36 protein-coding genes and 1 tRNA gene are annotated in these 25,552 nt (G+C 50.8%); 9 read left to right on the top strand and 28 right to left on the bottom strand.

Translation table 11 applies throughout. From position 1 onward, the window contains the following. The 5 genes from ACQE3Y_RS12790 to ACQE3Y_RS12810 form a co-directional block, all read right to left on the bottom strand. Positions 1-947: phage tail protein (locus ACQE3Y_RS12790; RefSeq protein WP_426981820.1), on the bottom strand; the 947-nt coding region annotated here is incomplete at its 3' end. Further along, positions 944-1,558, bottom strand: coding sequence for a phage tail protein I (locus tag ACQE3Y_RS12795; RefSeq protein WP_426981821.1), 615 nt, complete (start codon positions 1,556-1,558; stop codon positions 944-946). The genes ACQE3Y_RS12795 and ACQE3Y_RS12790, both read right to left, overlap by 4 nt. Further along, the gene (locus ACQE3Y_RS12800) at positions 1,555-2,475 is read right to left on the bottom strand and encodes a baseplate J/gp47 family protein (RefSeq protein WP_426981822.1); all 921 of its coding nucleotides are present in this window, start codon (positions 2,473-2,475) and stop codon (positions 1,555-1,557) included. Before ACQE3Y_RS12800 ends, ACQE3Y_RS12795 begins: the two co-directional genes overlap by 4 nt. Continuing rightward, positions 2,462-2,815, bottom strand: a complete 354-nt coding sequence (locus ACQE3Y_RS12805; protein ID WP_426973742.1) for a GPW/gp25 family protein — start codon at positions 2,813-2,815, stop codon at positions 2,462-2,464. The genes ACQE3Y_RS12800 and ACQE3Y_RS12805 overlap by 14 nt, the downstream gene beginning before the upstream one ends. Continuing rightward, the gene (locus tag ACQE3Y_RS12810; RefSeq protein WP_426981823.1) at positions 2,815-3,393 is read right to left on the bottom strand and encodes a phage baseplate assembly protein V; all 579 of its coding nucleotides are present in this window, start codon (positions 3,391-3,393) and stop codon (positions 2,815-2,817) included. Before ACQE3Y_RS12810 ends, ACQE3Y_RS12805 begins: the two co-directional genes overlap by 1 nt. Before the next feature lie 143 nt (positions 3,394-3,536). Here ACQE3Y_RS12810 and ACQE3Y_RS12815 point away from each other — a divergent pair, with 143 nt between their 5' ends. Both ACQE3Y_RS12815 and ACQE3Y_RS12820 read left to right on the top strand, forming a co-directional pair. Then, complete coding sequence (locus ACQE3Y_RS12815; RefSeq protein ID WP_426973425.1) at positions 3,537-4,190, top strand: hypothetical protein; 654 nt, start codon at positions 3,537-3,539, stop codon at positions 4,188-4,190. Between the two features lie 144 nt (positions 4,191-4,334). Beyond that, the gene (locus tag ACQE3Y_RS12820; protein WP_426981824.1) at positions 4,335-5,030 is read left to right on the top strand and encodes a DUF6216 family protein; all 696 of its coding nucleotides are present in this window, start codon (positions 4,335-4,337) and stop codon (positions 5,028-5,030) included. A 1-nt stretch (position 5,031) separates the two neighbouring features. On the opposite strand, the gene ACQE3Y_RS12825 is transcribed toward ACQE3Y_RS12820, so the two are convergent. The 11 genes from ACQE3Y_RS12825 to ACQE3Y_RS12875 all read right to left on the bottom strand — a co-directional run bounded on the left by ACQE3Y_RS12825 (position 5,032) and on the right by ACQE3Y_RS12875 (position 10,467). Beyond that, positions 5,032-5,481: a phage virion morphogenesis protein gene (locus tag ACQE3Y_RS12825; protein ID WP_426973422.1), complete on the bottom strand. Its 450-nt coding sequence runs from the start codon at positions 5,479-5,481 to the stop codon at positions 5,032-5,034. After that, positions 5,481-5,906 (bottom strand): phage tail protein, encoded by a 426-nt coding sequence (locus ACQE3Y_RS12830; RefSeq protein WP_426973420.1) that lies wholly within the window; start codon positions 5,904-5,906, stop codon positions 5,481-5,483. Before ACQE3Y_RS12830 ends, ACQE3Y_RS12825 begins: the two co-directional genes overlap by 1 nt. Further along, a complete protein-coding gene (gene lysC, locus ACQE3Y_RS12835; protein WP_426973418.1) occupies positions 5,869-6,111 on the bottom strand; it encodes an Rz1-like lysis system protein LysC in 243 nt (80 codons plus the stop codon). Before lysC ends, ACQE3Y_RS12830 begins: the two co-directional genes overlap by 38 nt. After that, positions 6,002-6,427, bottom strand: coding sequence for an Rz-like lysis system protein LysB (gene lysB, locus ACQE3Y_RS12840; RefSeq protein WP_426973741.1), 426 nt, complete (start codon positions 6,425-6,427; stop codon positions 6,002-6,004). The genes lysC and lysB overlap by 110 nt, the downstream gene beginning before the upstream one ends. Then, positions 6,427-6,939, bottom strand: a complete 513-nt coding sequence (locus tag ACQE3Y_RS12845; protein ID WP_426981825.1) for a lysozyme — start codon at positions 6,937-6,939, stop codon at positions 6,427-6,429. Before ACQE3Y_RS12845 ends, lysB begins: the two co-directional genes overlap by 1 nt. Beyond that, positions 6,920-7,135: an HP1 family phage holin gene (locus ACQE3Y_RS12850; protein ID WP_250650651.1), complete on the bottom strand. Its 216-nt coding sequence runs from the start codon at positions 7,133-7,135 to the stop codon at positions 6,920-6,922. The genes ACQE3Y_RS12845 and ACQE3Y_RS12850 overlap by 20 nt, the downstream gene beginning before the upstream one ends. Positions 7,136-7,139: 4 nt before the next feature. Further along, on the bottom strand, positions 7,140-7,343 hold the full coding sequence (locus tag ACQE3Y_RS12855) for a tail protein X (protein WP_150034663.1): 204 nt from the start codon (positions 7,341-7,343) through the stop codon (positions 7,140-7,142). Continuing rightward, positions 7,343-7,807 carry a head completion/stabilization protein gene (locus ACQE3Y_RS12860; RefSeq protein WP_426973415.1) on the bottom strand — a complete coding sequence of 155 codons (465 nt, stop codon included), beginning with the start codon at positions 7,805-7,807 and terminating at the stop codon, positions 7,343-7,345. Before ACQE3Y_RS12860 ends, ACQE3Y_RS12855 begins: the two co-directional genes overlap by 1 nt. A gap of 100 nt (positions 7,808-7,907) precedes the next feature. Next, entirely contained in the window at positions 7,908-8,558 is a 651-nt protein-coding gene (locus ACQE3Y_RS12865; protein ID WP_426981826.1) for a terminase endonuclease subunit, read from the bottom strand. 3 nt (positions 8,559-8,561) lie between these two features. Then, positions 8,562-9,617 (bottom strand): phage major capsid protein, P2 family, encoded by a 1,056-nt coding sequence (locus tag ACQE3Y_RS12870; RefSeq protein WP_426981827.1) that lies wholly within the window; start codon positions 9,615-9,617, stop codon positions 8,562-8,564. A 16-nt stretch (positions 9,618-9,633) separates the two neighbouring features. After that, positions 9,634-10,467, bottom strand: coding sequence for a GPO family capsid scaffolding protein (locus tag ACQE3Y_RS12875; RefSeq protein ID WP_426981828.1), 834 nt, complete (start codon positions 10,465-10,467; stop codon positions 9,634-9,636). A gap of 142 nt (positions 10,468-10,609) precedes the next feature. On the opposite strand from ACQE3Y_RS12875, the gene ACQE3Y_RS12880 reads away from it, so the two are divergent. Both ACQE3Y_RS12880 and ACQE3Y_RS12885 read left to right on the top strand, forming a co-directional pair. Continuing rightward, complete coding sequence (locus ACQE3Y_RS12880) at positions 10,610-12,376, top strand: terminase ATPase subunit family protein (RefSeq protein ID WP_426981829.1); 1,767 nt, start codon at positions 10,610-10,612, stop codon at positions 12,374-12,376. After that, positions 12,377-13,411, top strand: coding sequence for a phage portal protein (locus ACQE3Y_RS12885; RefSeq protein WP_426981830.1), 1,035 nt, complete (start codon positions 12,377-12,379; stop codon positions 13,409-13,411). A gap of 94 nt (positions 13,412-13,505) precedes the next feature. Here the strand turns inward: ACQE3Y_RS12885 and gapS1 are convergent, their stop codons facing one another. From gapS1 to ACQE3Y_RS12935, 10 genes are all read right to left on the bottom strand, one after another. Further along, positions 13,506-15,032, bottom strand: a complete 1,527-nt coding sequence (gene gapS1 / locus ACQE3Y_RS12890; protein WP_426981831.1) for a GapS1 family protein — start codon at positions 15,030-15,032, stop codon at positions 13,506-13,508. Between the two features lie 334 nt (positions 15,033-15,366). Continuing rightward, positions 15,367-15,555: a hypothetical protein gene (locus ACQE3Y_RS12895; protein ID WP_426981832.1), complete on the bottom strand. Its 189-nt coding sequence runs from the start codon at positions 15,553-15,555 to the stop codon at positions 15,367-15,369. A 100-nt stretch (positions 15,556-15,655) separates the two neighbouring features. Further along, positions 15,656-17,659, bottom strand: a complete 2,004-nt coding sequence (locus ACQE3Y_RS12900) for a replication endonuclease (RefSeq protein ID WP_426981833.1) — start codon at positions 17,657-17,659, stop codon at positions 15,656-15,658. Next, entirely contained in the window at positions 17,652-17,966 is a 315-nt protein-coding gene (locus tag ACQE3Y_RS12905; protein ID WP_426981834.1) for a DUF5405 family protein, read from the bottom strand. The genes ACQE3Y_RS12900 and ACQE3Y_RS12905 overlap by 8 nt, the downstream gene beginning before the upstream one ends. Beyond that, positions 17,963-18,190, bottom strand: a complete 228-nt coding sequence (locus ACQE3Y_RS12910) for a TraR/DksA family transcriptional regulator (protein ID WP_426981835.1) — start codon at positions 18,188-18,190, stop codon at positions 17,963-17,965. Before ACQE3Y_RS12910 ends, ACQE3Y_RS12905 begins: the two co-directional genes overlap by 4 nt. Next, positions 18,190-18,420, bottom strand: a complete 231-nt coding sequence (locus tag ACQE3Y_RS12915) for a DUF2732 family protein (protein WP_426981836.1) — start codon at positions 18,418-18,420, stop codon at positions 18,190-18,192. The genes ACQE3Y_RS12910 and ACQE3Y_RS12915 overlap by 1 nt, the downstream gene beginning before the upstream one ends. A gap of 68 nt (positions 18,421-18,488) precedes the next feature. Continuing rightward, positions 18,489-18,830: a DUF5347 domain-containing protein gene (locus ACQE3Y_RS12920; RefSeq protein ID WP_426981837.1), complete on the bottom strand. Its 342-nt coding sequence runs from the start codon at positions 18,828-18,830 to the stop codon at positions 18,489-18,491. Further along, the gene (locus tag ACQE3Y_RS12925) at positions 18,794-18,985 is read right to left on the bottom strand and encodes a phage filamentation protein Fil family protein (protein ID WP_426981838.1); all 192 of its coding nucleotides are present in this window, start codon (positions 18,983-18,985) and stop codon (positions 18,794-18,796) included. The genes ACQE3Y_RS12920 and ACQE3Y_RS12925 overlap by 37 nt, the downstream gene beginning before the upstream one ends. Positions 18,986-18,992: 7 nt before the next feature. Beyond that, complete coding sequence (locus ACQE3Y_RS12930; RefSeq protein ID WP_426981839.1) at positions 18,993-19,502, bottom strand: phage regulatory CII family protein; 510 nt, start codon at positions 19,500-19,502, stop codon at positions 18,993-18,995. Positions 19,503-19,537: 35 nt separating this feature from the next. Further along, a complete protein-coding gene (locus ACQE3Y_RS12935) occupies positions 19,538-19,774 on the bottom strand; it encodes a regulator (protein WP_239315397.1) in 237 nt (78 codons plus the stop codon). Between the two features lie 90 nt (positions 19,775-19,864). On the opposite strand from ACQE3Y_RS12935, the gene ACQE3Y_RS12940 reads away from it, so the two are divergent. From ACQE3Y_RS12940 to ACQE3Y_RS12960, 5 genes are all read left to right on the top strand, one after another. Continuing rightward, the gene (locus ACQE3Y_RS12940) at positions 19,865-20,485 is read left to right on the top strand and encodes a phage repressor protein CI (protein WP_426981840.1); all 621 of its coding nucleotides are present in this window, start codon (positions 19,865-19,867) and stop codon (positions 20,483-20,485) included. Between the two features lie 8 nt (positions 20,486-20,493). Further along, a complete protein-coding gene (locus ACQE3Y_RS12945) occupies positions 20,494-21,513 on the top strand; it encodes a phage integrase (RefSeq protein ID WP_426981841.1) in 1,020 nt (339 codons plus the stop codon). 227 nt (positions 21,514-21,740) lie between these two features. Continuing rightward, positions 21,741-22,910 (top strand): AAA family ATPase, encoded by a 1,170-nt coding sequence (locus ACQE3Y_RS12950; RefSeq protein ID WP_426981842.1) that lies wholly within the window; start codon positions 21,741-21,743, stop codon positions 22,908-22,910. Further along, positions 22,910-23,536: an HNH endonuclease gene (locus tag ACQE3Y_RS12955; RefSeq protein ID WP_426981843.1), complete on the top strand. Its 627-nt coding sequence runs from the start codon at positions 22,910-22,912 to the stop codon at positions 23,534-23,536. Before ACQE3Y_RS12950 ends, ACQE3Y_RS12955 begins: the two co-directional genes overlap by 1 nt. 287 nt (positions 23,537-23,823) lie before the next feature. Further along, positions 23,824-23,908 (top strand) — tRNA-Ile (locus tag ACQE3Y_RS12960). Positions 23,909-24,071: 163 nt separating this feature from the next. Here the strand turns inward: ACQE3Y_RS12960 and ACQE3Y_RS12965 are convergent. Beyond that, positions 24,072-25,022, bottom strand: coding sequence for a glycosyltransferase (locus ACQE3Y_RS12965; RefSeq protein ID WP_426973384.1), 951 nt, complete (start codon positions 25,020-25,022; stop codon positions 24,072-24,074). After that, positions 25,019-25,339, bottom strand: coding sequence for a hypothetical protein (locus ACQE3Y_RS12970; protein ID WP_426973382.1), 321 nt, complete (start codon positions 25,337-25,339; stop codon positions 25,019-25,021). The genes ACQE3Y_RS12965 and ACQE3Y_RS12970 overlap by 4 nt, the downstream gene beginning before the upstream one ends. Positions 25,340-25,552 lie beyond the last annotated feature (213 nt).

The raw sequence follows: 25,552 nt of genomic DNA on the forward strand, positions 1-25,552 counted from the left end.
TTCAGAATCAGACCTCCCGGCAACTGGTAGCTAAGCGGATTGCCTTTCGTGAAAGCGAATGCAGACATATCAGGAATCTGATTGCTGCCTGTTCCAACCTCTCTTTTTGCCGCTTCGCTTAAACCAAGGTTTTTAAGAAACGCCGCCACGTCGGCAATATCGCTGCCGTTCTTCGCAATATCCATTTTCCCGGCCAGCTTGTTCAGCACCGTAGCGGAGAAGTTCGGGTCATTGCCCAGCGCGTCAGCCAGCTCTTTCAGCGTGTCCAGTGTGGCGGGTGCGCTGCCTGCCAGTGCTGCCAGTGCCGCCTGCACAAACGCTGTGTTTGCCAGCTGCGTGGAGTTATTACCAGCCGCCGCAGTCGGCGCTTTCGGCGTACCGGTAAAGGTCGGGCTGACCTTTGGCGCATACTGCGAATGCGGATCGGCGGCAGCAAGATGTTTCGCCATCAGGCTGTCAGCATAGGCGCGCACCTCGATCGCTTTATCATCCACATACTTCCGCGTTGCCAGCACCACGGACGGGTCAATCTTCAGCGTAATAGCGTCGGTACTGTTCACGATTAAAATCATACGCACGGTCTGCGTGCGGCCGCTTCCCTCCTGCAGCGCGGGCTTGTAGGTTTCCGGCGTGTTACAGACCGCAATCAGCGTCCCCTCTGCATCGAACAGCCCCATTTCCCTGATCCAGAAGCCCCCCTCTGTTTCCGGGATAACCTGCTCAGCAATAATCTGGCTGGCGTTGGCCGCGTCCACGCTCAGGGTATTAATCGCAGCGCGGCGCACTTCGTTAACCAGGCGTGTCTGGCTGGCGTCCGGCGTGGGCAATGAGCCGCCGCCGTCACCTACAGCCATCTGGGTAATGTTCAGCTTTGTGCCCAGCGCGGCGGCGTTGGCAATCTTTGCGGCGCCGAGGTTGGTCACGATTGCATAATATTTTTGTGTCATGGTCCCACTTCCATCAGGTCAATAACATGGATCGCCGCGCCGCCATAAAGCGGTCCGCTGACGGTAATCAGTTCAGGTGTGTACGGGTAAACGGTGAGATCGTCACCGTCATAACTGCCTGCAGCCATAACGGTTTCGCCGCTTACCTGCAGGTTGATAGACATGCCCAGCAGGTGACGGCTGCACGGGCGGGCATCGCTTATCAGGCGCTCCAGCTCCTGATAGGTTTCCTCCGTAATGCCCTGGTCCTGCACGCCAATATCCAGCCGGAAGGTGCCTGGTGCCTCGCCGTTCTGCCACCATTCAATAACGCGGATAAGAAAACCGAACGGCTCCACCACGCGGCGCACCGCGCTGATGGTTCCCTTGTGCTGATGGATGTAAAACGCATCCTGTACCACCTTGCGCTTGACGCTCTCCGCCCAGCTCTCATCCCAGCGGTCTACCGAAAATGCCCAGGCAAGGTACGGTAAAAACTTTACCGGGCAGGTTGCCGGGTTCCACAGTTCACGCAGCGGCACCTTCAGCCCGGCCAGGTCGCTGCAGGCAGCGGCCAGCCTGCGCTCAGTGGCAGATGAACCTGGCGGCAGCAGGCTGTTGTTCAGGCTCATACCGCTCCCCCTGCAGCGTCACCCGCCACCGTTATCAGCGTGCCGGTGCAGTAACCTGCCTGCGTGCGGTCCATGATAATGTCGCTGGCCGGTTCGACCATTTCCACCCAATCCACGCCAGCCACACGCAGCACTGCCCCGTAAGAGTCCTGGCGCACGCTGCGCCCCAGCTTCGCCTGTTCTTTCAGGTAGGCGGCCAGCGCCGCGTTAGCGGCATCCAGACAGGGACCGGCCACCACACCGTCATAAAGATGCAGCCTGGCTTCCACGCGGTAGGGGAATATCTCAGCGCCCTGCACCGTCACGCGGTCCGCCACCGGGCGCACGCTTTCGTCATTCAGCGCGCTGTCCACAACAGTCAGCAGGTCAGCCGGTGCCGTGCCGTCTCCTTCCCGGCTCAGTACGGTAATTAACACCTCAGCCGGGGCCGGGCTGGTTGCCGATACGTCCGCCACGCGCCCGTCAGCGCTTTTGGCATAGAACTCATAGGCCGCTTTGGGTCCGGCCACGCTTAGCCCCTCAAAGGCATCCGGCACACGCAGACGCAGGTCATCGTCCGTTTCCATCTCCGCTTCAACCGGCGGGATAGCCTCCGGGTCCGCCGGAGTAATGGTCAGGCGCTTCAGGTTGTAATTCGCCGCCAGCTGATCCAGATCGCTGCCGAGCGCATAGGCCACCATTACCGCCTGCGCGGCTTCGTTAATGCGCTGGCGCAGCAGGATTTCCCGGTAGGCATTTTCCTGCAGCAGCTTAACCACCGGTTCAGACTCCAGCGCCAGCGTGCGGCGCACCGCCTCCTGCTCATCGGCCGGATGCAGCGCGATAAACGCCGCCTTGCGCTCCGCCAGCAGCGTTTCAAAGTCCGGCACCTCCACCACTTCCGGCGCGGGCAGTTGTGAAAGGTCAATTACCGCCACTGTTTCCTCCCGTTGAGACGTTCATGCCCAGCGGCGAACCGTCCGCACGCTGCCCGGTTAACTCCACCTGCAGGGAGCCGTCATAGTTGCGGCTGACCTGCAGGGCACTGAGCCTGATACGCGGTTCCCAGCGGCTCAGCGCGGCGTAGATGGCGGCCATCAGCTGCAGGTTCAGCGCATCGTTCTGCGGCTGGTCCATCAGGGCAAACAGCATTGAGCCGTATTCACGCCGGGCAATGCGGCTGCCCTGCGGGGTTACCAGAATGTCGCGGACCGACTGCCGGATATGGTCGGTGTCCGTCAGCGCCCTGCCGGTCTGCTGATTCATGCCGAGATACATCACTGCGGGCCTCCTGACGTATCGCTGCCGGACCTCACGCCACCGTGTTTGTGCTTATCCACCACCACGTCGTTAGAACTCATGGCGCCGCCGCTCTGCGTCACGCCGCCGTTAATGGTCATTTCCGCGTTGATTTCTGCCTGCTCAGCGTTAAGCGCAAAGCGCTTCGTGTTCAGCTCCATATTTTCGGCCCCCTCTATCACCACGTTCTGCACGCCCTTAATCAGCCAGCGGTGCCTGGCCGGGTCATATTCAAACCAGCCGCCGTCCGGGTATGCGGTCACGCTGCCCTCTTCTGAATCGGACGGTGGCGGGAAGGTATTGGAATAAATAGCAGGCAGCGCAAAGGCGGTTTCCAGATGGCCGCCGAGGCTCAGCAGGACAACCTGCTCTCCCACGGTAGGCGCCCACCATGTGCGGGTGCTGCCGGCGCGTAGGGTCAGCCAGCTAATCCAGTTGGTTTCAAGGTCGCCCGTTTTCACCCGGCACAGCCAGTTGTCCCGGTCCACTTCCGACACAATGCCGGTGCGGATCAGGTTGGTGATAAGGCGCATGATTTCGGTGAGTTGTGCGTTCATAAAGGAAGGTTGCCATGAACTAAGGTTGACAGGCAGTAGTAGGCATTGTGTGAGATGTGATACAAATATTTATCTGTACGGACCCATTGAGCTGATATTTTACCTGCTTTAAATTAAATCAGAATGAACATGAGGCGGCATAAATGAGTTTTTTGAGTGAAGTTAATGTTTTCTTAGATAGCATTCCTGAATGGGTGTCATCCTTTATCACTGCATTAATGGGCGCATTTGTTGGGGGGGTATTTACTCTTAAAGGTGTCGATCGCGAGGCTAAGATTACTCGGGCAGGAGCAGAAAGGGAGTCACTTGAGTTACAATTGTCAGTATTGAAAGGAGTTAAAGGCGAAGTTTCTACTCTAATTAACCTATATAATAAAAGGATGCAACATCACATTGATAATATCGGCCCTGGAAAAATGCTGGATTTTATTTTCCCTATTGGAGACGATAATTTTACCTTCTATGAAAAAAATGCAAATATCATTGCAAAATTAAATGATAACCCAAGAGATTCAATAATTAATATCTACACTTATACTCGCTCATTAATACAGACTTTTAAAGGTAATAATGATCTTGCTGTAGAATATGAAAGAATCCTCTTCGATATGGCCGATAACAATAAAGATAAGGAGATGTATAAAAGATTGCGTGATAAAAAAATCGAAGTAATGATTGATTATGCGCAGGAAATCAAAGCGATTGATGCAGAGCTCAGAGAGACTGTTGATAAAGGATTTAATGTCATTGATCAAGAAATAAAGATTTTGAAAGAATTAATAAAATCATGTAAGTAAAATATTAATAATAAAGCGCATAATTTCGGTGATTTGTATGATCATAACTACATCATGCCTACTAAGCTCGTCTGCGGGAGTTAATCTTCATTGTTTGGTAGTTGGTACATATACTGATACTTCGTCTGAAAAGGAGAAAAAATCGTGGACATTGATAAATTAAATGCTTTTTTAGCTACTGCTATCGGCGGTATTATCTTTAAATGGCTGGCCGGTGCAATTAAGTCTTGCTGGAGTTGGTTAAACAAAACTCACCCAGAAGAACAATTTTTAATTGATGATTTAAATTTCAGCGCACCTACAATTAGAATCACTTATTGTAAGTATAAGAAAAACACAAGAGCTAAAACAACATCCTCAAAGTATACCCAAATTATACTTGGTGGCTTTATTATTTTAGTTTGCCTAATCTTCTTTTATAGCTTTACTAAAATACTTATCAATGGCCCTATTCAATGGGTTGATTTTAAGCACAAAACCACCCAAGATAAAATCTGGATAAAACCAGGCGAAGCTAAAAACCCTGAAGATAAAAACATTTGGAAAATAACTGCTGAAACTTGCTTAAAAAAAGATGAGCTTAAAGAAATAAAAGCAATCAAAGAAGAAACAAAATCTTTTATATGTGATTACATGTTAGCCCCAAAAAAGAAAGAAGAAATAAAAAAATACGCAGACAAAAACTTCTTAACAATAATGGTAATGGCACCTATAGTTTTGTTTTCACTAATTTATTTTATGTCGTTGGGTGTTGCAATGATCGTAGATGTATACATAACAAATAAAATTACTGAATATAATAAAAAAGAAGCAGAAAAAAGCTATCAGTATTTAACCTAAATCAATTGTCAATTAGCCAGCGCAGCAAAGCCTCCTGCACCGTGGTTTCCACATCATCATCCACGCCCAGCAGGGGACGCGCTGCGTATTTCACTTCAGGTCCGCCCCGGCTCACCCGGTCGCGCAACCCGTAGTGATGCACACGGGCAAGACGCTGCACCTGCCCGGTAAACCGGACCTCTGCCTGGCTGGCATTCGCCTGCGCTTTGAGGTATTTCGCCGTTTTCAGCTTCGTAAACATTTTGCGCTTAACCCGCCCCTGTTTTGTCCGGGCGGTCATCCGGCGCGGCTCCCATGCCGTTCCGTCCGGCGCACGCTGCGCGGTGATGTTCTGCTGCTGTATGCGCCGGACGTCCCGCGCCACCTCTCGCAGCATCCGGGTGCGCGCTGCCGGTTCCAGGTTTGCCAGCAGCGCGGCCAGCCAGTCGTCAATCTTTTGCAGTTCATCCATCAGCGGCCCGTCCAGTATTCTTCCGGCTCGTCCGGCTCCGGTACGGCTTCAACCTGCATCTGTCCGTCAACTTCCCGCGCCAGCACCCGCTCCGTCAGCTTCAGGTTCAGGCTGAGGTCACAGGCACCGTTGCCCAGAATATCCACCTCAAAGGTAAACAGCTTTCCCCGCTCGTCAGGGCTCTGCAGCGCATCAGGCTGATTGTCCCGCAGCCAGTAGAGAATAGGTGCCATCAGCAGGTTCTGGTCACCGGTGAAATCCGTCACCACCACGTTCAGGGTGTAGCGGTACTCCCATGAGATGGACGCGGCAGCGGTGGCAACCAGCGAACCGTTATCCACAAACAGGTGCAGCCGGTCCGGGTTCTCCCGCACGTAGGGCACCGCCTTATTCAGGGCGTGGCGTAAGGACTGCGGTTTGTTCATCGTCTTTTTCCTGACAGTTCACTATGGTGTCCACCTTGTCCGCGCAGTTCGCCCAGGCGGCTTCCGTCTCATCCAGCAGGCGCATCAGATCGCCGTTACTGCGCGGGGCGGCTTCCGGCAGGTGGCAGCGCGTTATTCTGGGACAGCCAGTCACGGTAAGACTGACCTCCGCTGATGGCCGGTCGCTGGCGCAGCCGGACAGCAACAGCAGGCAAAGGGGCAGCATCCCAGCGGCGATAGGCTTCATTTTCACGGGTCAGGTCCTCGATATGGCGCTGGCGCGTCTGCAGCAGCGCACGGGTTTCTTCGGCTGCCGCATAAAGCCGGGTCTGCTCCCGGCTGTTGGTCTGCGTCAGGATATTCAGGGCAATCAGCTGGCTGTTTTTCTGGTTCAGCTTCGCTTCCAGCGCAGTCAGCTCCTTTTCCTGGCTGCGGCTTTGCTGCTCAGCCCTGTCCAGCCGCCACGTCTGAACGCACATCGCCGCGATCGCCATCAGCAGCACTGCCACCAGTGCGCGCATCACGCCGCCCCCTTCAGGCACCAGGCCATTTCCCGCCCACGGCGGTTATCCAGCCCCTGATGAAATACACCGTTCACGTAAACCCAGCGCGGCAGCTGACGGCAGGCATCCGCCCAGCGGCGCTGGTTCAGCAGCTTCACCAGCGTAGAGCCGCAGGCGTTGCCGGTGCCCACGTTGAATGCAAACGACACCACCGCGTCATAGACATGCTGCGGCAGCCGCGTGACGATGCACCGGCCCAGCGCTGCCTCCGTACGCAACACGTTGGTAATCAGGCTTTCCGCCGCCTGCCGCTCCGTGATGGCTTTGTCCGGCACCACGCCGTGGGTGTTGCCGATCCCGTCCGTCCATTTTCCGGCGCTGCACTGGTACGGCTGCAGCCTGCAGCCCTCAAAACCGGCAATCAGCTTCAGCCCTTCCACCGAGGTGTGCAGCTGCTGAAAGCCCGGCAGCGTGGCGGCAATCGCCAGCACCACGCCCACCGTACAGCGCCTAACGGTTTGCAGATTCATAGTCACTCCGGCTGATGCGGCCGCTTTCCAGCAGCTGGTAGGTTTTGCGCTTGTAGTACCAGCTGATAAGCGTCATCAGCACGCCCAGCGCCAGCCCCACAAGGGTGGAAATATCTTTCAGCGACATCTCACCCAGCCAGGCCATCGCCACCGCGATGCACCAGGTGATAAACGCGCTGATGCGTTCTGTTGTCATGGTTTCAGTCCCAAAGCTGTACGGTCTGCGCAGTGGCTGCAGGCGTAACGTCCGGCAGCTCCACCTCCAGCCCGTGGGGTAAAAAGGGGCCGTGTGAAGCCAGCCCCGGATTCGCCTGCAGCACCTGCTCCGTCAGCCCCTGCGTGCGCCCGTAGTGACGCCAGCAAAGCGCATCCACCGTGTCATACTGCTGCGCACGCACTTTCATCAGATAAGCTCCACGATGCTGTGCGGCCGGTCCTGCACGCGGCTGATGGCCCAGCGCGCATCCCGCCACAGATCGCCCGAGGCATCCTCCAGCGCCTCCCCGCGCTTCACGCCTGCCGCCGTGGCGTCATAGTCCTGATAACGCTCGTTCAGCACCGCCCGCGTCCAGCACCACACCGCGTTGCGGTAGTGATGAACGCGCTGGCTCTGCCCGGCCAGCTTTTCTGCCGGAACCGCTGCCAGCGACACATAGCCCAGCTGCTGCTGGCGGGTGCGGTAGTCGTACAGCTCCGCGTTCACTTCAGAAATGGCGGTCAGCACCACCTGACGCAGACGGGGCGCGGTCACGGTGCCGTCCGTTCGCATGGCGCTGCGAAAATCTGCCAGGTTAAGGTCCGGCCAGAACGGCGTGTTTTCGATAATTTCCGGCGTGTCCGGTGCCTGCTCCGGCGCTACAAAGTTCATTGCCGTGGTTCTCCTGAATTAGTTGGGCGGTGGACGGGGTTTTGATAAGGCCATGCCTGTCGCCACCCCGTGCCGCCCCGCGCGTGGGCACGTCCGGTTATCAGCTGGCATTGCGCAGTCGGCGCTCCAGCTGTTCAATGTCTTTTTTCACTCCGCAGCGCTCGTCCAGCTGCAGGGCGGTTTTTAAGTGGTTAAGGGCAGTGGCGGGATCGCTTTCACGCAGCAGCCAGCCCAGCGACTTGTGCAGGCGGGCACGGGACTGGTCCGGCATATCCAGCTCTCCCACCGCATCCAGCGTCTGCAGCAGCAGCCCCGCATCAAACGGGGTGCCAGCCAGCAGCGCCGCCTTTGCCGCGTCGGCCATTTCTTCAGCCAGCAGCGTCTGCACGTTGCGGTTAAAGCCCTGCGGCATCACCCAGCCGTGCTTCAGCGCATGGCGGCCAATCAGCAGCGCCCCGGCATAATCCCCCGCATCGATGCGCCAGAGCATCACGTACATCAGCACGTCATCCTGCTGCGCGCCGTTGGCGGCCAGCACACCGTCCACCCAGTGGGCATATCCGGGCAGCACTTCCTGCTTGATTTCGGCTTTCTTGACCGTGGACTGGACGCCCTTGAGGCGGCGGCGGTCTTCACCCAGCTGCATCAGCATCAGGTCGTAGCCCTTTGCATGGCGAACGCTGCCGCCCTGGCGGGCGGCCTGTTCGGCCTGAATGCGCAGGCGGTGCTGCCGTGCGGGACTCAGGCTCATGCGTTACGCTCCGGTATCAGCTGACGCGCTGAAGTCGCCGGTGGTGATGTTTTCAACCAGCGCCGCGCAGCGGTAGTCCTCCACCACGTACGCCTCGTTAACCGATTCAAAGTTTTCGATGCGATCGCGCTTCGGATTGTCGATAACCGAGCGGCGGCGGGTCTCCTCCTGCCAGTAGATGGACAGGTTATCCAGACGGGTAATCAGCACGGCATTCGCCGGGAAGAACGGCGCGCGCACGGCCTGCAGGCCGCCCATGCGCTTCTGGCTGATAATGAGGTCGGCGGCCAGTTTCTCCGTGTTGGCCTGGTCACTGTTAACCAGCGGGAAATATTTATCGGATAACAGCTCACGTCCGCAGACCACGACCAGCCCGTCATCGTCCTGGAAAATCGGGTCAATCAGCTCGTTCACTGCGTCCATCACCAGCGCGTCCAGGTTGGCGTAGGTGCCACCTTTGCCCACCTTCACCGGCTCCGCCGTGGTCACGCCGTCTTTGGTCACGCTGCCCATGACGTTGTCCGGCGCATCCTCACGGATTTTCTGCAGCCAGCCCTTGTTTACGTCCTGCAGCAGCGGGTTTGCAGCACGGTCAGAGGTTTTGGCGCGCTTCACGCCGTTAAAACCGATCATGATGCGGTCCAGTGCCTGACGCTTCACGATGGCGTCACGGATACGCACCTGGAAGTCCTGAAACTTGGCCCACAGGTCCAGCTTCGCGTAGGTCAGCACGGTGTCGAAGTTGGTCTGCTCACACTTGTATTCCACGTCCGCCATCAGCGTGGGGTCGGTCGGCTCACGCTCTTTCGTCGTGGTGTCGGTGGTGCCTGCAATGGTGCTGCCCACGCCAAGACCCAGCAGCTGGCCGGACTGCTCCGCCACGCCCATCACGTTAATCAGGGTCAGGAACGCAGTGGACTGCTGGATCTGGTCCTCCAGCGTCTGCGCCACGGACGGCTCCACGCTGAACTTGCTGGAGAGTTCAGTAATTTCCACACCATTCAGGCGGGCCAGCTGCTGCAGGTAGGCGTTAAAGGCAAAGCGGGTATTCTTTTTCATTGGGTCTGTTGCTCCATCAGCAATTGGTCAGGGTGCCTGCCGGTGCGTCACCGCCCGGTGCGCGCTGGCGATAATCGTTGCGGCTGTCCTGACGGCTCAGCTGTTCCTGCAACGCATCAAACGCGGCTTTGTATTCATTCAGTCCGGCTTCCAGCTCGCCGGTGCGTGCTGCCTGCTCCTGCAGGGCGGCATCGGTGCGGGCGCTGAAGTCCTGGTATTCGGTGGCGATCAGCTCAACCGCCTGATGCACATCCGAAAAGCGGGCATCGTCGGACTGCTGCTTTTTACGGAACAGCGCGGTGACGCTGGCGAACAGGCCTGGCTTTTCATCCGGCACCTCTTCCAGCTCGATGACGGTTTCAACGGCGGCAGTAAACAGGTTGTCCGGGTGCTTTTTGCGGTTCGCCAGCGGGTTCTGCGCGGCGCTGGCGCTGAAGGCCAGCATTTCGGTGCCGAGGCTCGCCGGGTCGTCGGTCACCGCCAGGCCAATCAGGTAGGCTTTGCCGGTGTCGGCAAACTTCGGCGCGACCTCCATCGAGGTAAACAGCTTCTGCATTTTCCCGGTCATGGTGACCAGCTCGTCGGTCGGGGAAATGGTGGCAAACAGCCCCAGCTTGCCGTCCAGCAGACCACCCTGGATTTCTTCCGTGTCCAGCGCATCCACCACGCCAAAGCGGCGGAACGGGCTGTCAGGCGTGTAGCCCTTGATGTGTTCCATGTTGATCACGGCGGTGTAGACCTTCGGGTCATAGTTCGCCGCCATATCTTCCAGCCAGTCGCGCTGGATTTCGCGTCCGTCCGTGGTGGCACCTTCCACCCCGATCCGGAAACGCTTTGCTTTCACTGCCATAGGTCAGGCTCCGTTGAGGAAAAACTCGTGAGGCCCTATGTTTGCGGCGGAAGGGTGCCTGAAACAACGCGGGAACATTGTGTGAAAAACCACACAAAGCACGGCGGCAGAAAAGCAGGCGGCGGGACCGTATTTTGTGCCCATGACTACGATGATGACGCCCGACGACCTCGATCCCCGCAGGCAGGCCATGCTCCTGTACTTTCAGGGATACCGTATCGCCCGCATTGCTGAAATGCTGGGAGAGAAGCCTGCGACCGTTCACAGCTGGAAGAAGCGCGACAAGTGGGGCGACTATGGCCCGCTTGACCAGATGCAGCTCACCACGGCTGCGCGTTACTGCCAGCTCATCATGAAGGAGCAGAAAGAAGGGAAAGACTTCAAGGAAATTGACTTGCTGGCGCGCCAGTCCGAGCGCCACGCCCGCATCGGCAAATTCAGCAACGGCGGGAACGAAGCGGACCTGAATCCGAAGGTGGCGAACCGCAACAGCGGACCACGCAGGCCGCCGGAAAAGAATGTGTTTTCAGACGAACAGATCGAGAAGCTGCAGGAGATTTTTCACGGCTCGATGTTCGGCTATCAGCGCCAGTGGTGGGAAGCCGGTAACAAGCACCGTATCCGCAACGTGCTGAAGTCGCGCCAGATTGGTGCCACCTTCTACTTTGCCCGCGAAGCGCTGATTGATGCGCTGACCACCGGGCGCAACCAGATTTTCCTGTCGGCCAGTAAGGCGCAGGCGCACGTTTTCAAACAGTACATCATTGAGTTTGCCAAAGAAGTGGACGTGGAACTGAAAGGCGACCCGATGACGCTCAGCAACGGCGCGTGCCTGTACTTTCTGGGCACCAACGCCCGCACCGCGCAGAGCTACCACGGCAACCTGTATCTGGATGAATATTTCTGGATACCGAAATTTCAGGAACTGCGCAAGGTGGCGTCCGGTATGGCGCTGCACAAAAAATGGCGACAGACCTACTTTTCCACGCCGTCCAGCCTGACCCACAGCGCCTATCCGTTCTGGTCCGGCGCCCTGTTCAACCGGGGCCGCGCCAAAGCCGATCGCGTGGACATTGACCTGACGCACCCGAACCTGTCGCCGGGCCGTTTCTGCGATGACGGCCAGTTCCGCCAGATTGTCACCGTGGAGGACGCGGTGCGCGGCGGCTGTAACCTGTTCGACCTTGACCAGCTGCGCCTGGAGTACAGCCCGCCGGAATACCAGAACCTGCTGATGTGTGAGTTTGTGGACGACCTGGCGTCCGTGTTCCCGCTCACGCTGCTGCAGGCGTGCATGGTGGACAGCTGGGAAGTCTGGACCGATTTTGAGGCGCTGGCCCTGCGCCCGTTCGGCTTCCGGGAAGTCTGGATAGGCTACGACCCGGCCAAAGGCACGCAGAACGGCGACAGCGCCGGGTGCGTGGTGATCGCCCCGCCTGCCGTGCCGGGCGGCAAGTTCCGCATCCTGGAGCGCCACCAGTGGCGCGGCATGGACTTTCGCGCCCAGGCGGAGGCTATCAGAAAGCTGACGCAACAGTACAACGTGACCTATATCGGCATCGACTCAACCGGCGTCGGCCTGGGCGTTTATGAAAATGTGAAGATGTTCTTTCCGGCGGTGAAAGAGTTTGTCTACAACCCGAACGTAAAAAACGCCCTGGTACTGAAGGCGTACGACATTATCAGTCATCAGCGCCTGGAGTTTGACGCCGGGCACCTCGACATCGCGCAGTCATTCATGGCGATCCGCAAAGCCGTCACGGCCAGCGGCAACCGCCCCACCTATGAAGCCAGCCGCAGCGAGGAAGCCAGCCACGCGGATCTCGCCTGGGCGACCATGCACGCGCTGGCAAACGAACCCCTGCAGGGCGAAGCGGCCCACACCCGCAACATTATGGAGATCTGTTAAATGAGCAAACGAAAAAGCCGCGCCCGCACGCAGCCGGTAAGCCAGCCGGAAAAAATGACCGGCGCACCGGCGGCAGAAGCGTTCACGTTTGGCGATCCAGTGCCGGTTCTCGATCGCCGCGAACTGCTGGACTACGTGGAATGCGTGGTGATGGACCGCTGGTATGAACCGCCGGTGAGTTTTGACGGGCTGGCGCGCACGTTCCGCGCCGCCGTACATCACAGCTCACCGATTAACGTGAAGCGCAATATTCTGACCGGCACCTTTATCCCGCATCCTTTGCTCAGTCAGCAGGCTTTCAGCCGCTTCGTGCAGGATTATCTGGTGTTTGGTAATGCCTATCTGGAGAAGCGCACTAACCGCCTTGGCGGCCTGTTGTCGCTGGAGCCAGCGCTGGCAAAATATACCCGGCGCGGCACCGATTTGGATACCTACTGGTTTGTGCAATATGGCCTGACCACGCAGCCCTACCAGTTCACGCCGGGCAGCGTTTTCCACCTGATGGAACCGGACTTAAACCAGGAGATTTACGGCCTGCCGGAATACCTGTCCGCCATTCCCTCTACCCTGCTGAACGAGTCGGCCACCCTGTTCCGCCGGAAGTATTACCTTAACGGCAGCCATGCGGGCTTCATCATGTATGTCACCGATCCGGCGCAGAGTCAGGAGGACGTGGACAGCATGCGCAAGGCGATGCGCAGCGCGAAAGGCCCAGGCAATTTCCGTAACCTGTTTATGTACTCGCCGAGCGGGAAGAAGGACGGGATTCAGATTATCCCGTTGTCAGAAGTAGCGGCAAAGGATGAGTTTTTGAATATCAAGAACGTGTCACGGGATGACATGATGGCCGCACACCGCGTGCCGCCGCAGATGATGGGGATTATTCCTAACAACACTGGGGGGTTTGGAGATGTGGAGAAAGCCAGCCGGGTTTTTGTGAGGAATGAACTTGTTCCATTACAAAAACGCTTTGAAGAGCTTAATGCATGGCTTGGCGAAGAAGTTATCAGGTTTGAGGAATATATATTAAATTAAGCAAAAAAGGGGCTTACTCAGCCCCTAAAAATTAATTGAAAATCATGAATATAGATATATCTAGCATCGATATGAATGCTTCAACCCTACCCTGCTATATTTTACCTCCACCTCCTATTATATTAGTAGTTTCCTGGAGCAACACATCTTTAACATCCTTTATTTTTTGAATATCTTCAACTCCCTCTGAATATATGTCACTCATGTGCATATCGATGCTGGCTCTTTTTGATTTAAAAGAAGAGTCACATTCTGAACAATAGTCTATGAATGCGTTTAAAGAAATGTTCTTTTTCTTACATACCCCTAAAAGATGCTCTAAGCTATCAATAGTAATATAATATACGCGACTGAGTGGAATTGGTAACACCCCATATTTTATTGTAATTTCAGAGCTTAATGATTTGTAAATTAATGATTCTACATCTAAACCATTAGAAAGATAATGATCTCTATGTACAACTACTATTATAGATAGCTTTTTGCTCGTTCCAATAACCCCTGATTTTAAAAGATTAAAAGCAGTATGCTCACCTTGGAAAATCCCTTTAATAAAGCTGGATTTTAGCCTTTGCCTTATTCTTTCAGGGTCACTAGTAGTTTTTATGTAAGGAGCAGGCTCTATTGCCTTGCAGTCAATTAAAATATAACCATCATGTTCATGAATAAGAAAATCAACAGACTTTCCATCCAGTTTGTTTTTCTTATATAGTTCTTTAATTCCATTTTCATTGATAAATTTATAGCCATAACAATTGAAAACATCAGCAGTATAATTCTCAAGTACTTTCCCAAAGGCAACTTTATATTCTTCTTGGAAATTATCCTTTAGTATTTCTGGCACTAAATTTACCAATCCTGTTTTCAATATCTTTTTAGAAAATACAACCAAACCTTCTTTTGCTAGCATTGCAGGTTTTCTTAGCATAGGAGTATCTTCATAATACTCTATAATCAAATCATGATGATATTTATATCCATCAATAAATCCTCTTATATCCTCAGCCTTTAATGAAATTAAATTAAAAAATTTCTTTACTTGCCCAATGCCAACCAATGGAACCCAATGAAGAATAAAAAGCTTATAAGGAAAAACTTCAGAATCATTTCTTTTCTTAATCAAGGCCATGATAAATAAATAGCTAGCCATCCGGTAATAATTATTCATTTCAAGACCGGTAATTTTATAAAAACTTTCTTTGAAGTAAGGATCCCCATCACAATACCAAATATACTGTCTAATTAATGATGTGTAGTTAAATTTATCCGAATGCTGATATAGAAGCTGATTTATCGTTATCCTCCTAACACCCAGAATTAAATTGTCTTCAGCGTTTAAATTAGAAGCTTCAGATTGCAAATCATAGATTCTATTTATAATTTTAACGAATTCACTATAAGACATACTCCTTGCATTCCTGCTTTCCGGGGATGAAAATTTCCATTTTAATGCAAGGAAGCAACACCAAGGAAAATTGTAAACTATTCCATATTTTTCATTACGGAACGAATGGAAGTGCCTATAAAAATTTTCAAGGAAGTCATGATCTTTAAATCTTGCCAGTTTTTTCTTGATGGCCTTTGCTTTTATAGAGTATGAAATAGGAGTTAACGTTTTCATCCTGATTGACATTTTTCACCTAACCAGCGTTTTAAGCATAGAAATCATTGGAAATTATTCGGAATTCGTAGCTTGTGAATCATCGTCGTTGATTTTACATTTTAGCTAAACAAAATCCCCAATTTATTTATGAATGCCTAAAAATCTACGTCAGCGCGCGCTCGTACCCCCGCCACGCCTGCCCGCTTTATGTAGCGGTTTTCATGCACCTGCATGACATACGGAAAAGCCCGCCGGGACTGGCGGGCTTCAATGCTGGCGATCCTTTGGGGATCATGCGAATTCATGCGGCATAGTCATGCACGCCAAGTTATCACCGCCGCACTACCAGTTATCACTCTGAAATTTGCATTGAACGGTTGTACTCGTGATTACGCAGGCGCGCCATCAGTTCGTCTGTTAGTTCTGATACCCATTCTATTGCCAGACGTTTTTCCTGATCGCTACAGTCACTGACAGAAACAAGTTTTAAAAAGAAATCAATACGCTGGAGTTTTACTGACTCCAAAAGATAGTCCTGCATGTCGCCTCCTTCACTCTGCTCACTGGATATATATACAGTATAAAAAATTTCAGATGATGTGAAACTTTTTTTAACTTTCAATGGGATTGATCTGATGCTCTCAGCTGCCGATACGCTTCTCCTGTAACCTGCCGTTCTGATAGAAAAGCTTCATTTTTGCCCCACTATCGAGGTTGGCGCCCCTCAAAAGCAGCGCTATTTCCTCATCACTGCCATCGAACCCCCGGCTTTTTAACTCCAGCTCTAATCGTCGGCGCTGCGGCCCCGTACAGTTATTGACAGAACTCCAAGGGGCGGCAGAGCCGCCAGAAAAACCTGCCTCCGCTGGCGCTTCGGCTTTGGCGACCTTTTCCCAATTAACCAGACGCGTGGGGATTTCAGAGCCATAGACTTGCGGTGAGTAGATGCCCTGGATGCGCTGCACGTCTTCCGCATACTCGTTGCCCTGCTCAGTGATTTCGTAGCAAAGGCGGATAACCAGATCTTCACGGGAAACCAGCGGCCCACCCTGCGCCTGTGTATAGGACGCCCAGCAACCCACGTCAGCGGCAGCCAGCACGGCGTCCATCTTCGGATCAGGCAGCTGCTTATCACGCAACCGGCGCAGCTCACGCCATACCGTAACCGGTGCGCCACCAATCTGCTGGAACTGACGAATGGACCAACGGGACGCCCAAGCGGAAACGGCCTTCGACATATCGCGCAGGCTTTCTCCCGTTTCGTCGTCCTTTTCGCCGTCCAGCGCGTAGCCGTCGATGTTTTTGGAGATATATTTGGCGATATAACCCGTAGCGCTGCCCTTGGCCGGATCGATGCTTTCGGCATGGAATCGCGCCCGGCGCGCCTCTGGCGTTTTCAACTCCGCGCTTTCTTCCTGATAAGCGTAATAACGCATAATCTCCTGCACCCGCTCCCGGTGTTCCGGCAGCATAAACAGCAGCATGTGCCAGTGCGGCGTTCCATCGTGATGCGGCTCCACTACGCGGAAGCCAAAAACGTGAATGTCTTCACGTGAGAGCGCGGCCCGGATTTTTGACCAGACCTTGCAGAGATAGCGCTGCGTGTCTTTGGGGCTGGCACCGTTCCACTGCGACACGAAGCCGCCTTTACTGTATACGGCGTGATACTTTGACGGCGCTGTAAGTGTGTAGAACTCACCAACGCATCCGGTTTCATTGGCTATGTCCTCAAAGCCGCGCATTCGCACCATCAGCTCGCACCGGCGAACGGCCGGATTTGCGTTGCTGCGGTTAACCATATCTTCCAGGGCAATGCGATCACCTTCGTCGTTGATAAGGTCGAAGCGTTTGAAAAACTCCCGGTTGCGTTTCTTCTGCTCCACCCATTCGCCCAAGGTGCCACGGGACACATACGGCGAAGCGGTTTTTTGTACCTGACCGACGGCGATAGCCATATGCTCACGCTGCAGATCGCGCATTTTCTTCAGGCGTCCGCGCCACCACTCCGGGGCCATCATTCGCAGCAGGCCGGACTGCGCCTTACGCAGCGGCAGCGTGCCCCGACCAGTCTGATATTCAGCCCGGTAAGGCGGCATGGTACCGGTAAGCGCGGCCAGTTCGGAAAGGTAGCGGTAGGCAACCAGCGTGATCGCCTCTTCGTCGGCGTCATCCGGCAGGGTCACGGCGGTCGTGAAATCAGCCAGACTCTGCGCCATGAAGGTGCCGACCTTATAGGCAAGATCGCGGACGTCCTGACGGTCCAGCGTAGGCAGGCGCTCCAGCTGTTTGATAAACGGCAGCTCACTTGCGGCCGTTTCGGGCAAGCTGTAGCGGCTGCGGACAAGCTGCAGGCGTGGCAATACGTTCTGGCCGATAGTCTGGCGTAAAAACGTATTGGCACGGCGACGGCCCTGTTTTCCGTCTGTCAGCAATCTGGCATAGCGCTCACCAAAATAACCAGCGAGAAAATCTGGCATATCGTGCAGATACTGACTGCGCCAGTCGTGATCCGTGGCGTCCTGGTGCCACAGCCTCAGCTCCGTCAGGGTGATGTCCTTCGGCGCGCCCGGCGCAAAGAACTCACGCCGCATCTGATTAACGGCGTGATAGCTTCCCTGAAGAATTTCCATTACGGCTTCAGTCATGTGCGGCCCGCAGCTCAGCCAGCGCCATTTCGGCCAGCTCCGCCAGCCTGCGGGTTTCAGCCACATAGCTGCTGACCGTTTCCATCCCTTTACGTAGCACCTGATACCCGACCGCATCGGACACCAGGTCACGCACCAGCAGCACGGGGCTGCTGTAAAGGGCCATGACTTCCGAAACCTGCCTGCGTACGCCCTCCTCTTCCCGCCAGCTGAATTTCTCTAAAGCAATAAGCCGGGGCTTGCCCGGCTGCTTCTGCTGCTTTACGGAAATGGCGTAACGGCCATCGATAACCGGTTTTGTGGTCATACCGCACCGCCGTTGTAATGAGTACGCTTCAGCTCGCTGATGTCCTGACAGGTCACGCAGCGGGTCACACCTTGAACGGCACGGCGGCGGGCCTCAGGGATCGCCTCACCACACGCGAGACAGAAAAACTCGCTAATCTGCACGGGCCGATTAAGGGCATTATGAAGATGGCGCGCCAGTTCCTCCTGTACACGCTCTTGCACGCGGTCCATTGCGTCTGTCATCAGTGCAGCTCCTCTGCCTGATTTTGAAATTTCTCAGCTTCCTGGGTAAGTAGCTCAGCGGCTTCCACATGGCTTAACTGACTGCTTCGGATTTTCCATGCCAGAACAATAAGGCGAGACACCATGACTTCAGCCCTGGCTCGTCTTTCCTCCATTCGCGCATCCTGAAGCATTAAATTTAATGGCAGGTCGTAACCTTCAGCTTTTATATCTTCAATAAAGTTATTCATCTTTGTTTCTCCAGATTTTTGGCAAAAGAATGCCCGACGGGTTTACGCCATTTAATTTTTTGGGTTAATTAATTAGGTAACGTCAGCTTTTTGGGAAATAAACTTACGACTGCACGAAAATGGTTCATCGCACTTATCAGCGCGTATTTTTCATCACTCGTCAGTTCATCAAATTCAACGTCATGACGTTCTGACCGGATATTTGCCAGGAAGAAAATTGCGCTTAATGCCCTTTTGTTCTGCTCGTACTGCGTATCGCGCTTGTCTCGCATATCAGCCATAAAACGCTTTAACTCATTGCCACAATTGTCACCCCATAATTGCGCACGGATAGCCGCAATATGATTCAGGCCATTAACACGCTGACCGGCGCTTAACTGCGCAGCAATGTTTTCACTTTCAATTGCCATTTTTTATTACTCCCGTTTCCGGTTAAACCTGCCAGCAGTTCCGCCTGGTTATTTGACGGATGCCAGCGCCTGCCGCCCTGCCCCATGATCCAACCGTGCCCGTAGGCCGATGACGGACTCTGCCGCTTCAGCAGAGGGGCCACTGAAAATGCCATGCTTACCTCAGCTGATACCGATCGAGGCGCCAAGGCCGCTGATGGCGTCAACAGTACTGGCAAGCGTCGGGTTTGAATGGATGCGCGTTTGTACGGCCATTGCGGCCAGCGTCAGACAGCGAATGCCGCTGTTTACGTTCTGAATTAAGCCGCGTCGGCAGGATGTGGTGATCTTGTCCTGAACGACCGCAGTTGCGGCCAGCTGCCCTACTTCTGCCGTGGCCTTGAGGACATATGAAGATAACTTTTCCTGCGCCACCTCATTCACTGGTACACAAGGCAGGCACTGAAGTTGCGCCAGCATTCCGTCAACCAGCGTAGCATCTTCAGTCAGATCGGTAAGGATTAGCATTTCCCGAACCGTAAGCTGATGCACCTGTTCCGGGTTCAGCTTGTTCCTGATAGTTTGAGGGTTAAGGCCCGCTTTTTTAGCCAGCTGGATAATGTTGTGCTTTGCCGCAAACTCCCGGCAGGCTTCATCAAAGTGACTATGTGTGGAAACCTGAAAATCAAACATGATTAATCCCTTTTGATATCCCAATATGGAATCCATTAGCCTTGCATTGTGATTTCGCAGCCAGCGGCCGCCTCTATCGTTAAGGCCACCATGTTGATTTCGATAAGCCCGTTAACCCCTTCTTTCTTTCTGATCGGCAGGCGGTTTTCACGGTACATCTGGCGGACAGTTCCTTCTTTGTAACCGGTACGGCGGCAAAACTCTTCTACTGTTATGTAGGGTTCTGAAATCACGAGATTGATTGATGGGCGCATTGAAAGTTTACGGGTCATGATGCAGTATTCCTCGGTTTAGGTGTTAGGTATCACTATTAAACGCTATTCATCTCATCACAGACCGAAGAATAGGATCACAAATCGGATATGTCAACGAAAGAAAACACAAATCGCCATAATGCAAAAGTGGTACGTGAAGCAGTTGAGAGCAACCGGGGCGGAAAAGACACTATTCTGCGTTTAGTTGAGGCGTACGGATTCAGTAGTCGCCAAGCGCTATGCGCTCATTTGGGTGTGTCGCAAAGTACACTTGCCAACCGTTCAGCACGCGATACTTTCCCAGCTGATTGGGTGATCATTTGCCATATGGAAACGGGAGCATCGCTAACCTGGCTTACAACAGGTAAAGGTGCACGCTTTATGGAAGCTGAGGAATCTCGAGTTGTGATTGCCACACATAAAAAAATCTCAAATGGGATTTTAGAGCCTATGGATGATTTCATTCTGGATAAAGGCTCACTGCCTGCTGGATTGAACGCCCCATTTGTGATTAATGCTGACAGGAAAAGTTATTTGGTCGACACGTATGAAGGTGAAATTGTAGATGGGACCTGGCTCATCGAGATTGATAAATTGGTAAGTATTCGAGAACTGGTGCGTTTTCCCGGCGGGAGAATACGAGTAGAGAATGAAAAGGCTTCATTTGAATGCTTAGCGAGTGAAATTACAGTGCTGGGCAAAGTCGTTGCCCGCACAGAGTACCTGTAAGGCAAAACATGGCTGTTAGCAAACTATCCAACGGCAAATGGCAGGCACAGGTCTTCCCGAATGGCCGAGACGGCAAAAGAATCCGCCGCCAGTTTGCAACGAAAGGTGAAGCATTATCTTTTGAGAAGTTTATTAAAGAACAGTCTCAGGATAAGCCGTGGCTGGGAGAAAAGACGGATAAGCGGCGAGTAATTGATCTGGTCGAGCTATGGTTCAATACGCATGGAATTACTTTAGCCGATGGTGAGAAGCGGCGAACAACGATGGCGTTCGCCTGTGAGGCAATGGGCAATCCGCTTGCTATCGAATTCAACGCTAAAATCTTTGCTGCTTATCGGGAACAGCGGTTAAGCGGCAAGATTACGCGTTCAAGCAGAGTAAAGACGGTTACGCCCCGCACGGTAAACCTCGAATTGGCTTACTTCAGAGCCATGTTCAACGAGTTGCGCCGCCTGGATGAATGGACTGCACCTAATCCGCTTGAGAACGTGCGCGAGTTCAAAATCAGCGAATCGGAGATGGCGTATCTTACCATTGAGGAAATCAGAACCCTTCTCGCCGAATGTGAGAAAAGCCGATCTAAAGATCTATCTACTATAGTGAAAATCTGTCTGGCGACGGGAGCACGATGGAGTGAGGCCGAAGGCTTGAAGGGAAACCAAATCCGCACCGGTCAGATCATCTACGTAAAAACTAAGGGCAAGAAAAATAGGGCCGTGCCGATAGCAGAAAAATTGCAGGCAGAACTACCCTCAAGCAGAAAGGCGCAGCCGCTCTTTACACCATGCTATTCAGCCTTTAGAAAGGCCATGCAGCGCGCCGGCATCGAAACACCTGCAGGGCAGCTAACGCATGTACTACGTCACACTTTCGCATCTCATTTCATGATGAACGGAGGCAATATCCTTGTGCTTCAGCGAATATTAGGGCATACAGATATAAAGGTTACTATGCGGTACGCACACTTTGCTCCGGACCATTTGTCAGAGGCAATGTTACTTAACCCTTTAAATTTTATGGAGGTATAATTAATATGAAATGTGAGCTAACAGATAACAACCACCTTCAAATTATAGTTAATCTATTTTTCAGTTAATCTCGTCACATAGATAACAAAATAAACATTATAACTCCTATAAGCATTAACTCTTTAATTTGATTATAAATAGGTTTTATAATAGAAAATCAAACTTCAGAAAATAACGAACCCTCGATTCATCGGAAAAGATGGTTAACAAAATTACTAAGGAAAAAAATGTTAAATTCTAGAGGCATTATAAATTCCTCAAAAGATTATTTTATTTTAGTAGGGAAAAATGGAAGTGGGAAAAGCAGACTACTCCACAACTTAGCTGAAGAGTTTCACGATTCAGGTTACACCACAATTGCAGTTTCAAATACACTCTTTGATAAATTTCAAGCGCATCAAAAAAGCCTAAACTATAACTATATTGGTAGTAAACTCGGTAGGAATTTCCCTGCTCAAGCGATCAAAAAAACTCTTTCCACTGAAAGTAAAAATAAAGTCAATAGCATATTTTCAGTTTTAGATCATATAGGATATGAACAGAGAGTTGGAATTTCAGTAAAATTTAAGAAAAAATTCAAAGATGCAATAAGATATAATAAAAACTCAGCAGGCGATTACTATCCCATTTTCTTTGATAACAGCGATGAAGAAATACCAGATGAGCTTAAAATGGCCATAGACAAAGCTATTCATCAGATAAATTATGGTTACAGCGCTTTAGTTTGGCTAAATAATCAAAGCAATGTATTTTATGAAGGTAATTTCGACTCTTATTTACTTTTACTAAAGTTCGAACGGCTTTTGAAAAAGGCAAATATTATCTCTGGAATAGATGTTTTTTTGAGCAAAGGTGGTAAGTCATTTCCATTAAGCTTTGCAAGTTCAGGAGAACTATCTTTTATAGCATTACTTGTACATATTGCTTTTTGTGCAAATGACCGCTCATTTATTTTTATCGATGAACCTGAGAATAGCTTGCACCCTCAATGGCAAAGGGAGTATTTCGATCTTCTTAAGGGAGCCATTGGATATAATGGATGTAAAGTTGTTGTAGCAACACACTCACCTCTTATTATATCTTCTGTTTCAGAAAACAATGAAGTGGCAATTTTTAAGAGAGAAAATGACTTTTTCACCAGAGTTGAATCATTTAATGATAATGCTGAAGAGTTATATATTGATTATTTTGACACGCTGACGCCTAAGAACAGGGCCTTATCAAATCGATGCGTAGATATTATTGATGAATTTACCGGCGGTGAAATATCATTAAAAACAGCAAGAGAACGCCTTGCAGAATTTCAAGGCATGTCAAATGACTTTGCTCAAAAAAAATTCCTTAAAGGTGTTGGTGATTTAATTTCAAAAGTTGCCATTAAGAAAGGGTTTGAATAATGAATAATATATCATTCTTAGAAGAGGAAAAAGTCTTGATGGCAAACGCTATTGAGCACGGCCATACATTCTGGAGTGATGAGTCTCTTAGTGATCTTAAAAGAAAAATAAAAAATCACCTTAGGCAAAATCAGCAGGAATGTTGTTGTTATTGTTCTCGTAACATTGACGATGAATTTAATATGGTACTTGACATAGAGCATATCATTCCAAAATCTAAAATTAAGTCAGAAATGTTTGAGATGATGAATTTGGCAGTATCTTGCAAAAGATGCAATATGAGAATTAAAGGTGAGGACGTTTCTTTTATTGAGGGAGAGTTTGAAGCTTTCAAAGCATCTGAAAATTACTATCAAACCGATCATTATAAGTTTATTCACCCCAACATTGACAATTGGAATGATAACTTAGTATATTTGGTGGCTCAAGTTAATAGACGAAAAATTGTTTATTATCAAGTCGTGCCCGGAAGCGCAAAAGGAGAATTTACCAAAAAGTATTTTGAGCTCGACAAAATTCAAGCTAATACATTTGATGAGGCACAGGAAGCTACAAGTAGAAAAGAACCCTTTGACCCGATAATTGCTGAACAGTTTTCAAATCTCGTCAATTCAATGTTAAGTTAACATAAATTATAGCTAAGTGAATACAATAACCATTTAGCTATAACCATTATTATGGTACCTTTTATAACCAATTAAAAAAACATTAAGCATTACATTAAAGAAACTTGTTAAAACTGGAGATACTAAAATTAGTGTTTAAACATATGTATAACTTTAATACTGCTTTAATATTGTACTTATCATTTTAGTGAGATTTTCTACTGATGCTGATAATTGGCAGCAAAGTGGCAGCAGAGCGCAACGCTATTTGGTGCTTTCTATCACTATTCGGCTTCAGGAAAACTTAAAAATCAGTAAGTTACTGATTTTATTCGCCTCAGATTGGGACTCATAATCGCTTGGTCGCTGGTTCAAGTCCAGCAGGGGCCACCAGATTTTAGCTGTTAAATAAGCTGGTTAGAGCCACTCTCCGGAGTGGCTTTTTTGTTCCAAAGCCAATCGCCTCTTTCTGCCCTCCCAAAATGTCAAATGTTACTATTCAAGTTTAGCTATGTACTAAAACAATCTTATGCTGTTCGGTGTTTAACTAGCTGTTTTATATTGAGATTAATAGCTGCCGAGCCAACTTAAGAAAGAAAAACAAATCACGAGGAGTACGTATACCTTGCGCTATGGTCAGTAGCGATATGCGTTTTCGAAACTGTTCTTTCAGACCTTTTCTGTCTAGTACTTTACGTTTATACAAGCCAAAAAAATGGCGGCACTCGTTGAGGCTATGCCGAATCAATGCTGATTTGACTGTTTGATTCTCAGGCCGGTTGGCTAGTTCAAGGAAAGATGAGACTACGTCGATATAACTTATTGCCCTGAAGTCATGATAATCATTACGATTTGTTATAGAGGCAGGATTAAAATGATATATGTAATCTTTCTCCGGACGGATTAGGAAACTGCCGCCGTGAGTTGCTAATTCTGCTGTCCAAAGGATATCTTTATGGCTTCTGCCGGTCTGAAACTTCAGGCCATGTTTGCGGATAAACTCAGAGCTGATTGTCTGCAGCCAGAGATAGTGTGGCCATTCCCGGCAATCAACTGAGTGATTAATCCAGTAAGTCCCACTGATGATAGTATTATAAGGTTGTCTGGTATGAACAGCCCTGGCTTTAGTAATATCTCCTCCTGAGCGAAGAGCATTAAATATTACAACGTCTGCTCCCGACTGTTCAGCGATCCTCAGTCGGTTAGCAATAAAATCAGGAGAAACTGAATCATCGGCATCAAGAAACATTACCCAGCGGCCACGATGTACCGACAATGCCGCGTTACGGGCTGCATATACCCCCATGTTTTCTTGAGTTATTACCCTTAGACGAGAATCGTTAAACGTTGCAAGAACAGCAGCCGTATCATCAGTAGAACCATCATTCACGACGATAATTTCAAAACTGTTTGAAGTTTCTTTAAGAAGGGAATCAAGGACAGTTTTGATGTGTTCCTGCGCATTATAGGCAGGGATAATAATAGAAGCGTCAACCATTTCCGTCATTGTTTAAACCTATGATTGCCCTTATCAGATTTTTCTTTAATATCATTAACAAACACTCGATAACAGGTTTCGCACATATCTCGATCTGTATCTGTCACCCTTTCCAACAGACTCCTTTTTTTATTGCATTTTGAACAATATTTTTCGGCTATCATTTTGTGATTTGTCATTTCTAAATAAGACTTCGTTAAAGTTAATAATAACGTATTACAAATATATTCAACAACTCTAAGAGTTCGATAATCTTCTGCTGCAAAATTCACTCTGCGCTTATAAAGAAGAATCTTGACAACACCATATAAAAACATTAAAGCCATACAACGAACTTCAGTTTATCCTACGCGCTTAGGCCGCGCTCTGCCAATAATGTTACAAATTTCCAGCGCTGTTAGAAACATGCTTTAGATTCACCCAGAATATTTTCATTGATTTATCATTAATTTAATCATCACTGTACTCCTCGCTCGATCGGGTTTACTGAAAAAAACCTTTTCAGTTGCGGTTTTTACGCGGAAGCCTGGTTACGACGC

It is taken from the genome of Pantoea sp. FN0305, assembly GCF_050113845.1.
Classification (GTDB): domain Bacteria; phylum Pseudomonadota; class Gammaproteobacteria; order Enterobacterales; family Enterobacteriaceae; genus Mixta; species Mixta alhagi.

Excerpts from the sequence above, each read along its gene's own strand:
- ACQE3Y_RS12795 (WP_426981821.1), bottom strand. The coding sequence starts at position 1,558 with ATGAGCCTGAACAACAGCCTGCTGCCGCCAGGTTCATCTGCCACTGAG.
- ACQE3Y_RS12805 (WP_426973742.1), bottom strand. The coding sequence starts at position 2,815 with ATGTATCTCGGCATGAATCAGCAGACCGGCAGGGCGCTGACGGACACC.
- ACQE3Y_RS12810 (WP_426981823.1), bottom strand. The coding sequence starts at position 3,393 with ATGAACGCACAACTCACCGAAATCATGCGCCTTATCACCAACCTGATC.
- ACQE3Y_RS12815 (WP_426973425.1), top strand. The coding sequence starts at position 3,537 with ATGAGTTTTTTGAGTGAAGTTAATGTTTTCTTAGATAGCATTCCTGAA.
- ACQE3Y_RS12825 (WP_426973422.1), bottom strand. The coding sequence starts at position 5,481 with ATGGATGAACTGCAAAAGATTGACGACTGGCTGGCCGCGCTGCTGGCA.
- ACQE3Y_RS12830 (WP_426973420.1), bottom strand. The coding sequence starts at position 5,906 with ATGAACAAACCGCAGTCCTTACGCCACGCCCTGAATAAGGCGGTGCCC.
- lysB (WP_426973741.1), bottom strand. The coding sequence starts at position 6,427 with ATGCGCGCACTGGTGGCAGTGCTGCTGATGGCGATCGCGGCGATGTGC.
- ACQE3Y_RS12845 (WP_426981825.1), bottom strand. The coding sequence starts at position 6,939 with ATGAATCTGCAAACCGTTAGGCGCTGTACGGTGGGCGTGGTGCTGGCG.
- ACQE3Y_RS12850 (WP_250650651.1), bottom strand. The coding sequence starts at position 7,135 with ATGACAACAGAACGCATCAGCGCGTTTATCACCTGGTGCATCGCGGTG.
- ACQE3Y_RS12855 (WP_150034663.1), bottom strand. The coding sequence starts at position 7,343 with ATGAAAGTGCGTGCGCAGCAGTATGACACGGTGGATGCGCTTTGCTGG.
- ACQE3Y_RS12860 (WP_426973415.1), bottom strand. The coding sequence starts at position 7,807 with ATGAACTTTGTAGCGCCGGAGCAGGCACCGGACACGCCGGAAATTATC.
- ACQE3Y_RS12865 (WP_426981826.1), bottom strand. The coding sequence starts at position 8,558 with ATGAGCCTGAGTCCCGCACGGCAGCACCGCCTGCGCATTCAGGCCGAA.
- ACQE3Y_RS12870 (WP_426981827.1), bottom strand. The coding sequence starts at position 9,617 with ATGAAAAAGAATACCCGCTTTGCCTTTAACGCCTACCTGCAGCAGCTG.
- ACQE3Y_RS12875 (WP_426981828.1), bottom strand. The coding sequence starts at position 10,467 with ATGGCAGTGAAAGCAAAGCGTTTCCGGATCGGGGTGGAAGGTGCCACC.
- ACQE3Y_RS12880 (WP_426981829.1), top strand. The coding sequence starts at position 10,610 with ATGACTACGATGATGACGCCCGACGACCTCGATCCCCGCAGGCAGGCC.
- ACQE3Y_RS12885 (WP_426981830.1), top strand. The coding sequence starts at position 12,377 with ATGAGCAAACGAAAAAGCCGCGCCCGCACGCAGCCGGTAAGCCAGCCG.
- gapS1 (WP_426981831.1), bottom strand. The coding sequence starts at position 15,032 with ATGAAAACGTTAACTCCTATTTCATACTCTATAAAAGCAAAGGCCATC.
- ACQE3Y_RS12895 (WP_426981832.1), bottom strand. The coding sequence starts at position 15,555 with ATGCAGGACTATCTTTTGGAGTCAGTAAAACTCCAGCGTATTGATTTC.
- ACQE3Y_RS12900 (WP_426981833.1), bottom strand. The coding sequence starts at position 17,659 with ATGACTGAAGCCGTAATGGAAATTCTTCAGGGAAGCTATCACGCCGTT.
- ACQE3Y_RS12905 (WP_426981834.1), bottom strand. The coding sequence starts at position 17,966 with ATGACCACAAAACCGGTTATCGATGGCCGTTACGCCATTTCCGTAAAG.
- ACQE3Y_RS12910 (WP_426981835.1), bottom strand. The coding sequence starts at position 18,190 with ATGACAGACGCAATGGACCGCGTGCAAGAGCGTGTACAGGAGGAACTG.
- ACQE3Y_RS12915 (WP_426981836.1), bottom strand. The coding sequence starts at position 18,420 with ATGAATAACTTTATTGAAGATATAAAAGCTGAAGGTTACGACCTGCCA.
- ACQE3Y_RS12920 (WP_426981837.1), bottom strand. The coding sequence starts at position 18,830 with ATGGCAATTGAAAGTGAAAACATTGCTGCGCAGTTAAGCGCCGGTCAG.
- ACQE3Y_RS12925 (WP_426981838.1), bottom strand. The coding sequence starts at position 18,985 with ATGGCATTTTCAGTGGCCCCTCTGCTGAAGCGGCAGAGTCCGTCATCG.
- ACQE3Y_RS12930 (WP_426981839.1), bottom strand. The coding sequence starts at position 19,502 with ATGTTTGATTTTCAGGTTTCCACACATAGTCACTTTGATGAAGCCTGC.
- ACQE3Y_RS12935 (WP_239315397.1), bottom strand. The coding sequence starts at position 19,774 with ATGACCCGTAAACTTTCAATGCGCCCATCAATCAATCTCGTGATTTCA.
- ACQE3Y_RS12940 (WP_426981840.1), top strand. The coding sequence starts at position 19,865 with ATGTCAACGAAAGAAAACACAAATCGCCATAATGCAAAAGTGGTACGT.
- ACQE3Y_RS12945 (WP_426981841.1), top strand. The coding sequence starts at position 20,494 with ATGGCTGTTAGCAAACTATCCAACGGCAAATGGCAGGCACAGGTCTTC.
- ACQE3Y_RS12950 (WP_426981842.1), top strand. The coding sequence starts at position 21,741 with ATGTTAAATTCTAGAGGCATTATAAATTCCTCAAAAGATTATTTTATT.
- ACQE3Y_RS12955 (WP_426981843.1), top strand. The coding sequence starts at position 22,910 with ATGAATAATATATCATTCTTAGAAGAGGAAAAAGTCTTGATGGCAAAC.
- ACQE3Y_RS12965 (WP_426973384.1), bottom strand. The coding sequence starts at position 25,022 with ATGACGGAAATGGTTGACGCTTCTATTATTATCCCTGCCTATAATGCG.
- ACQE3Y_RS12970 (WP_426973382.1), bottom strand. The coding sequence starts at position 25,339 with ATGGCTTTAATGTTTTTATATGGTGTTGTCAAGATTCTTCTTTATAAG.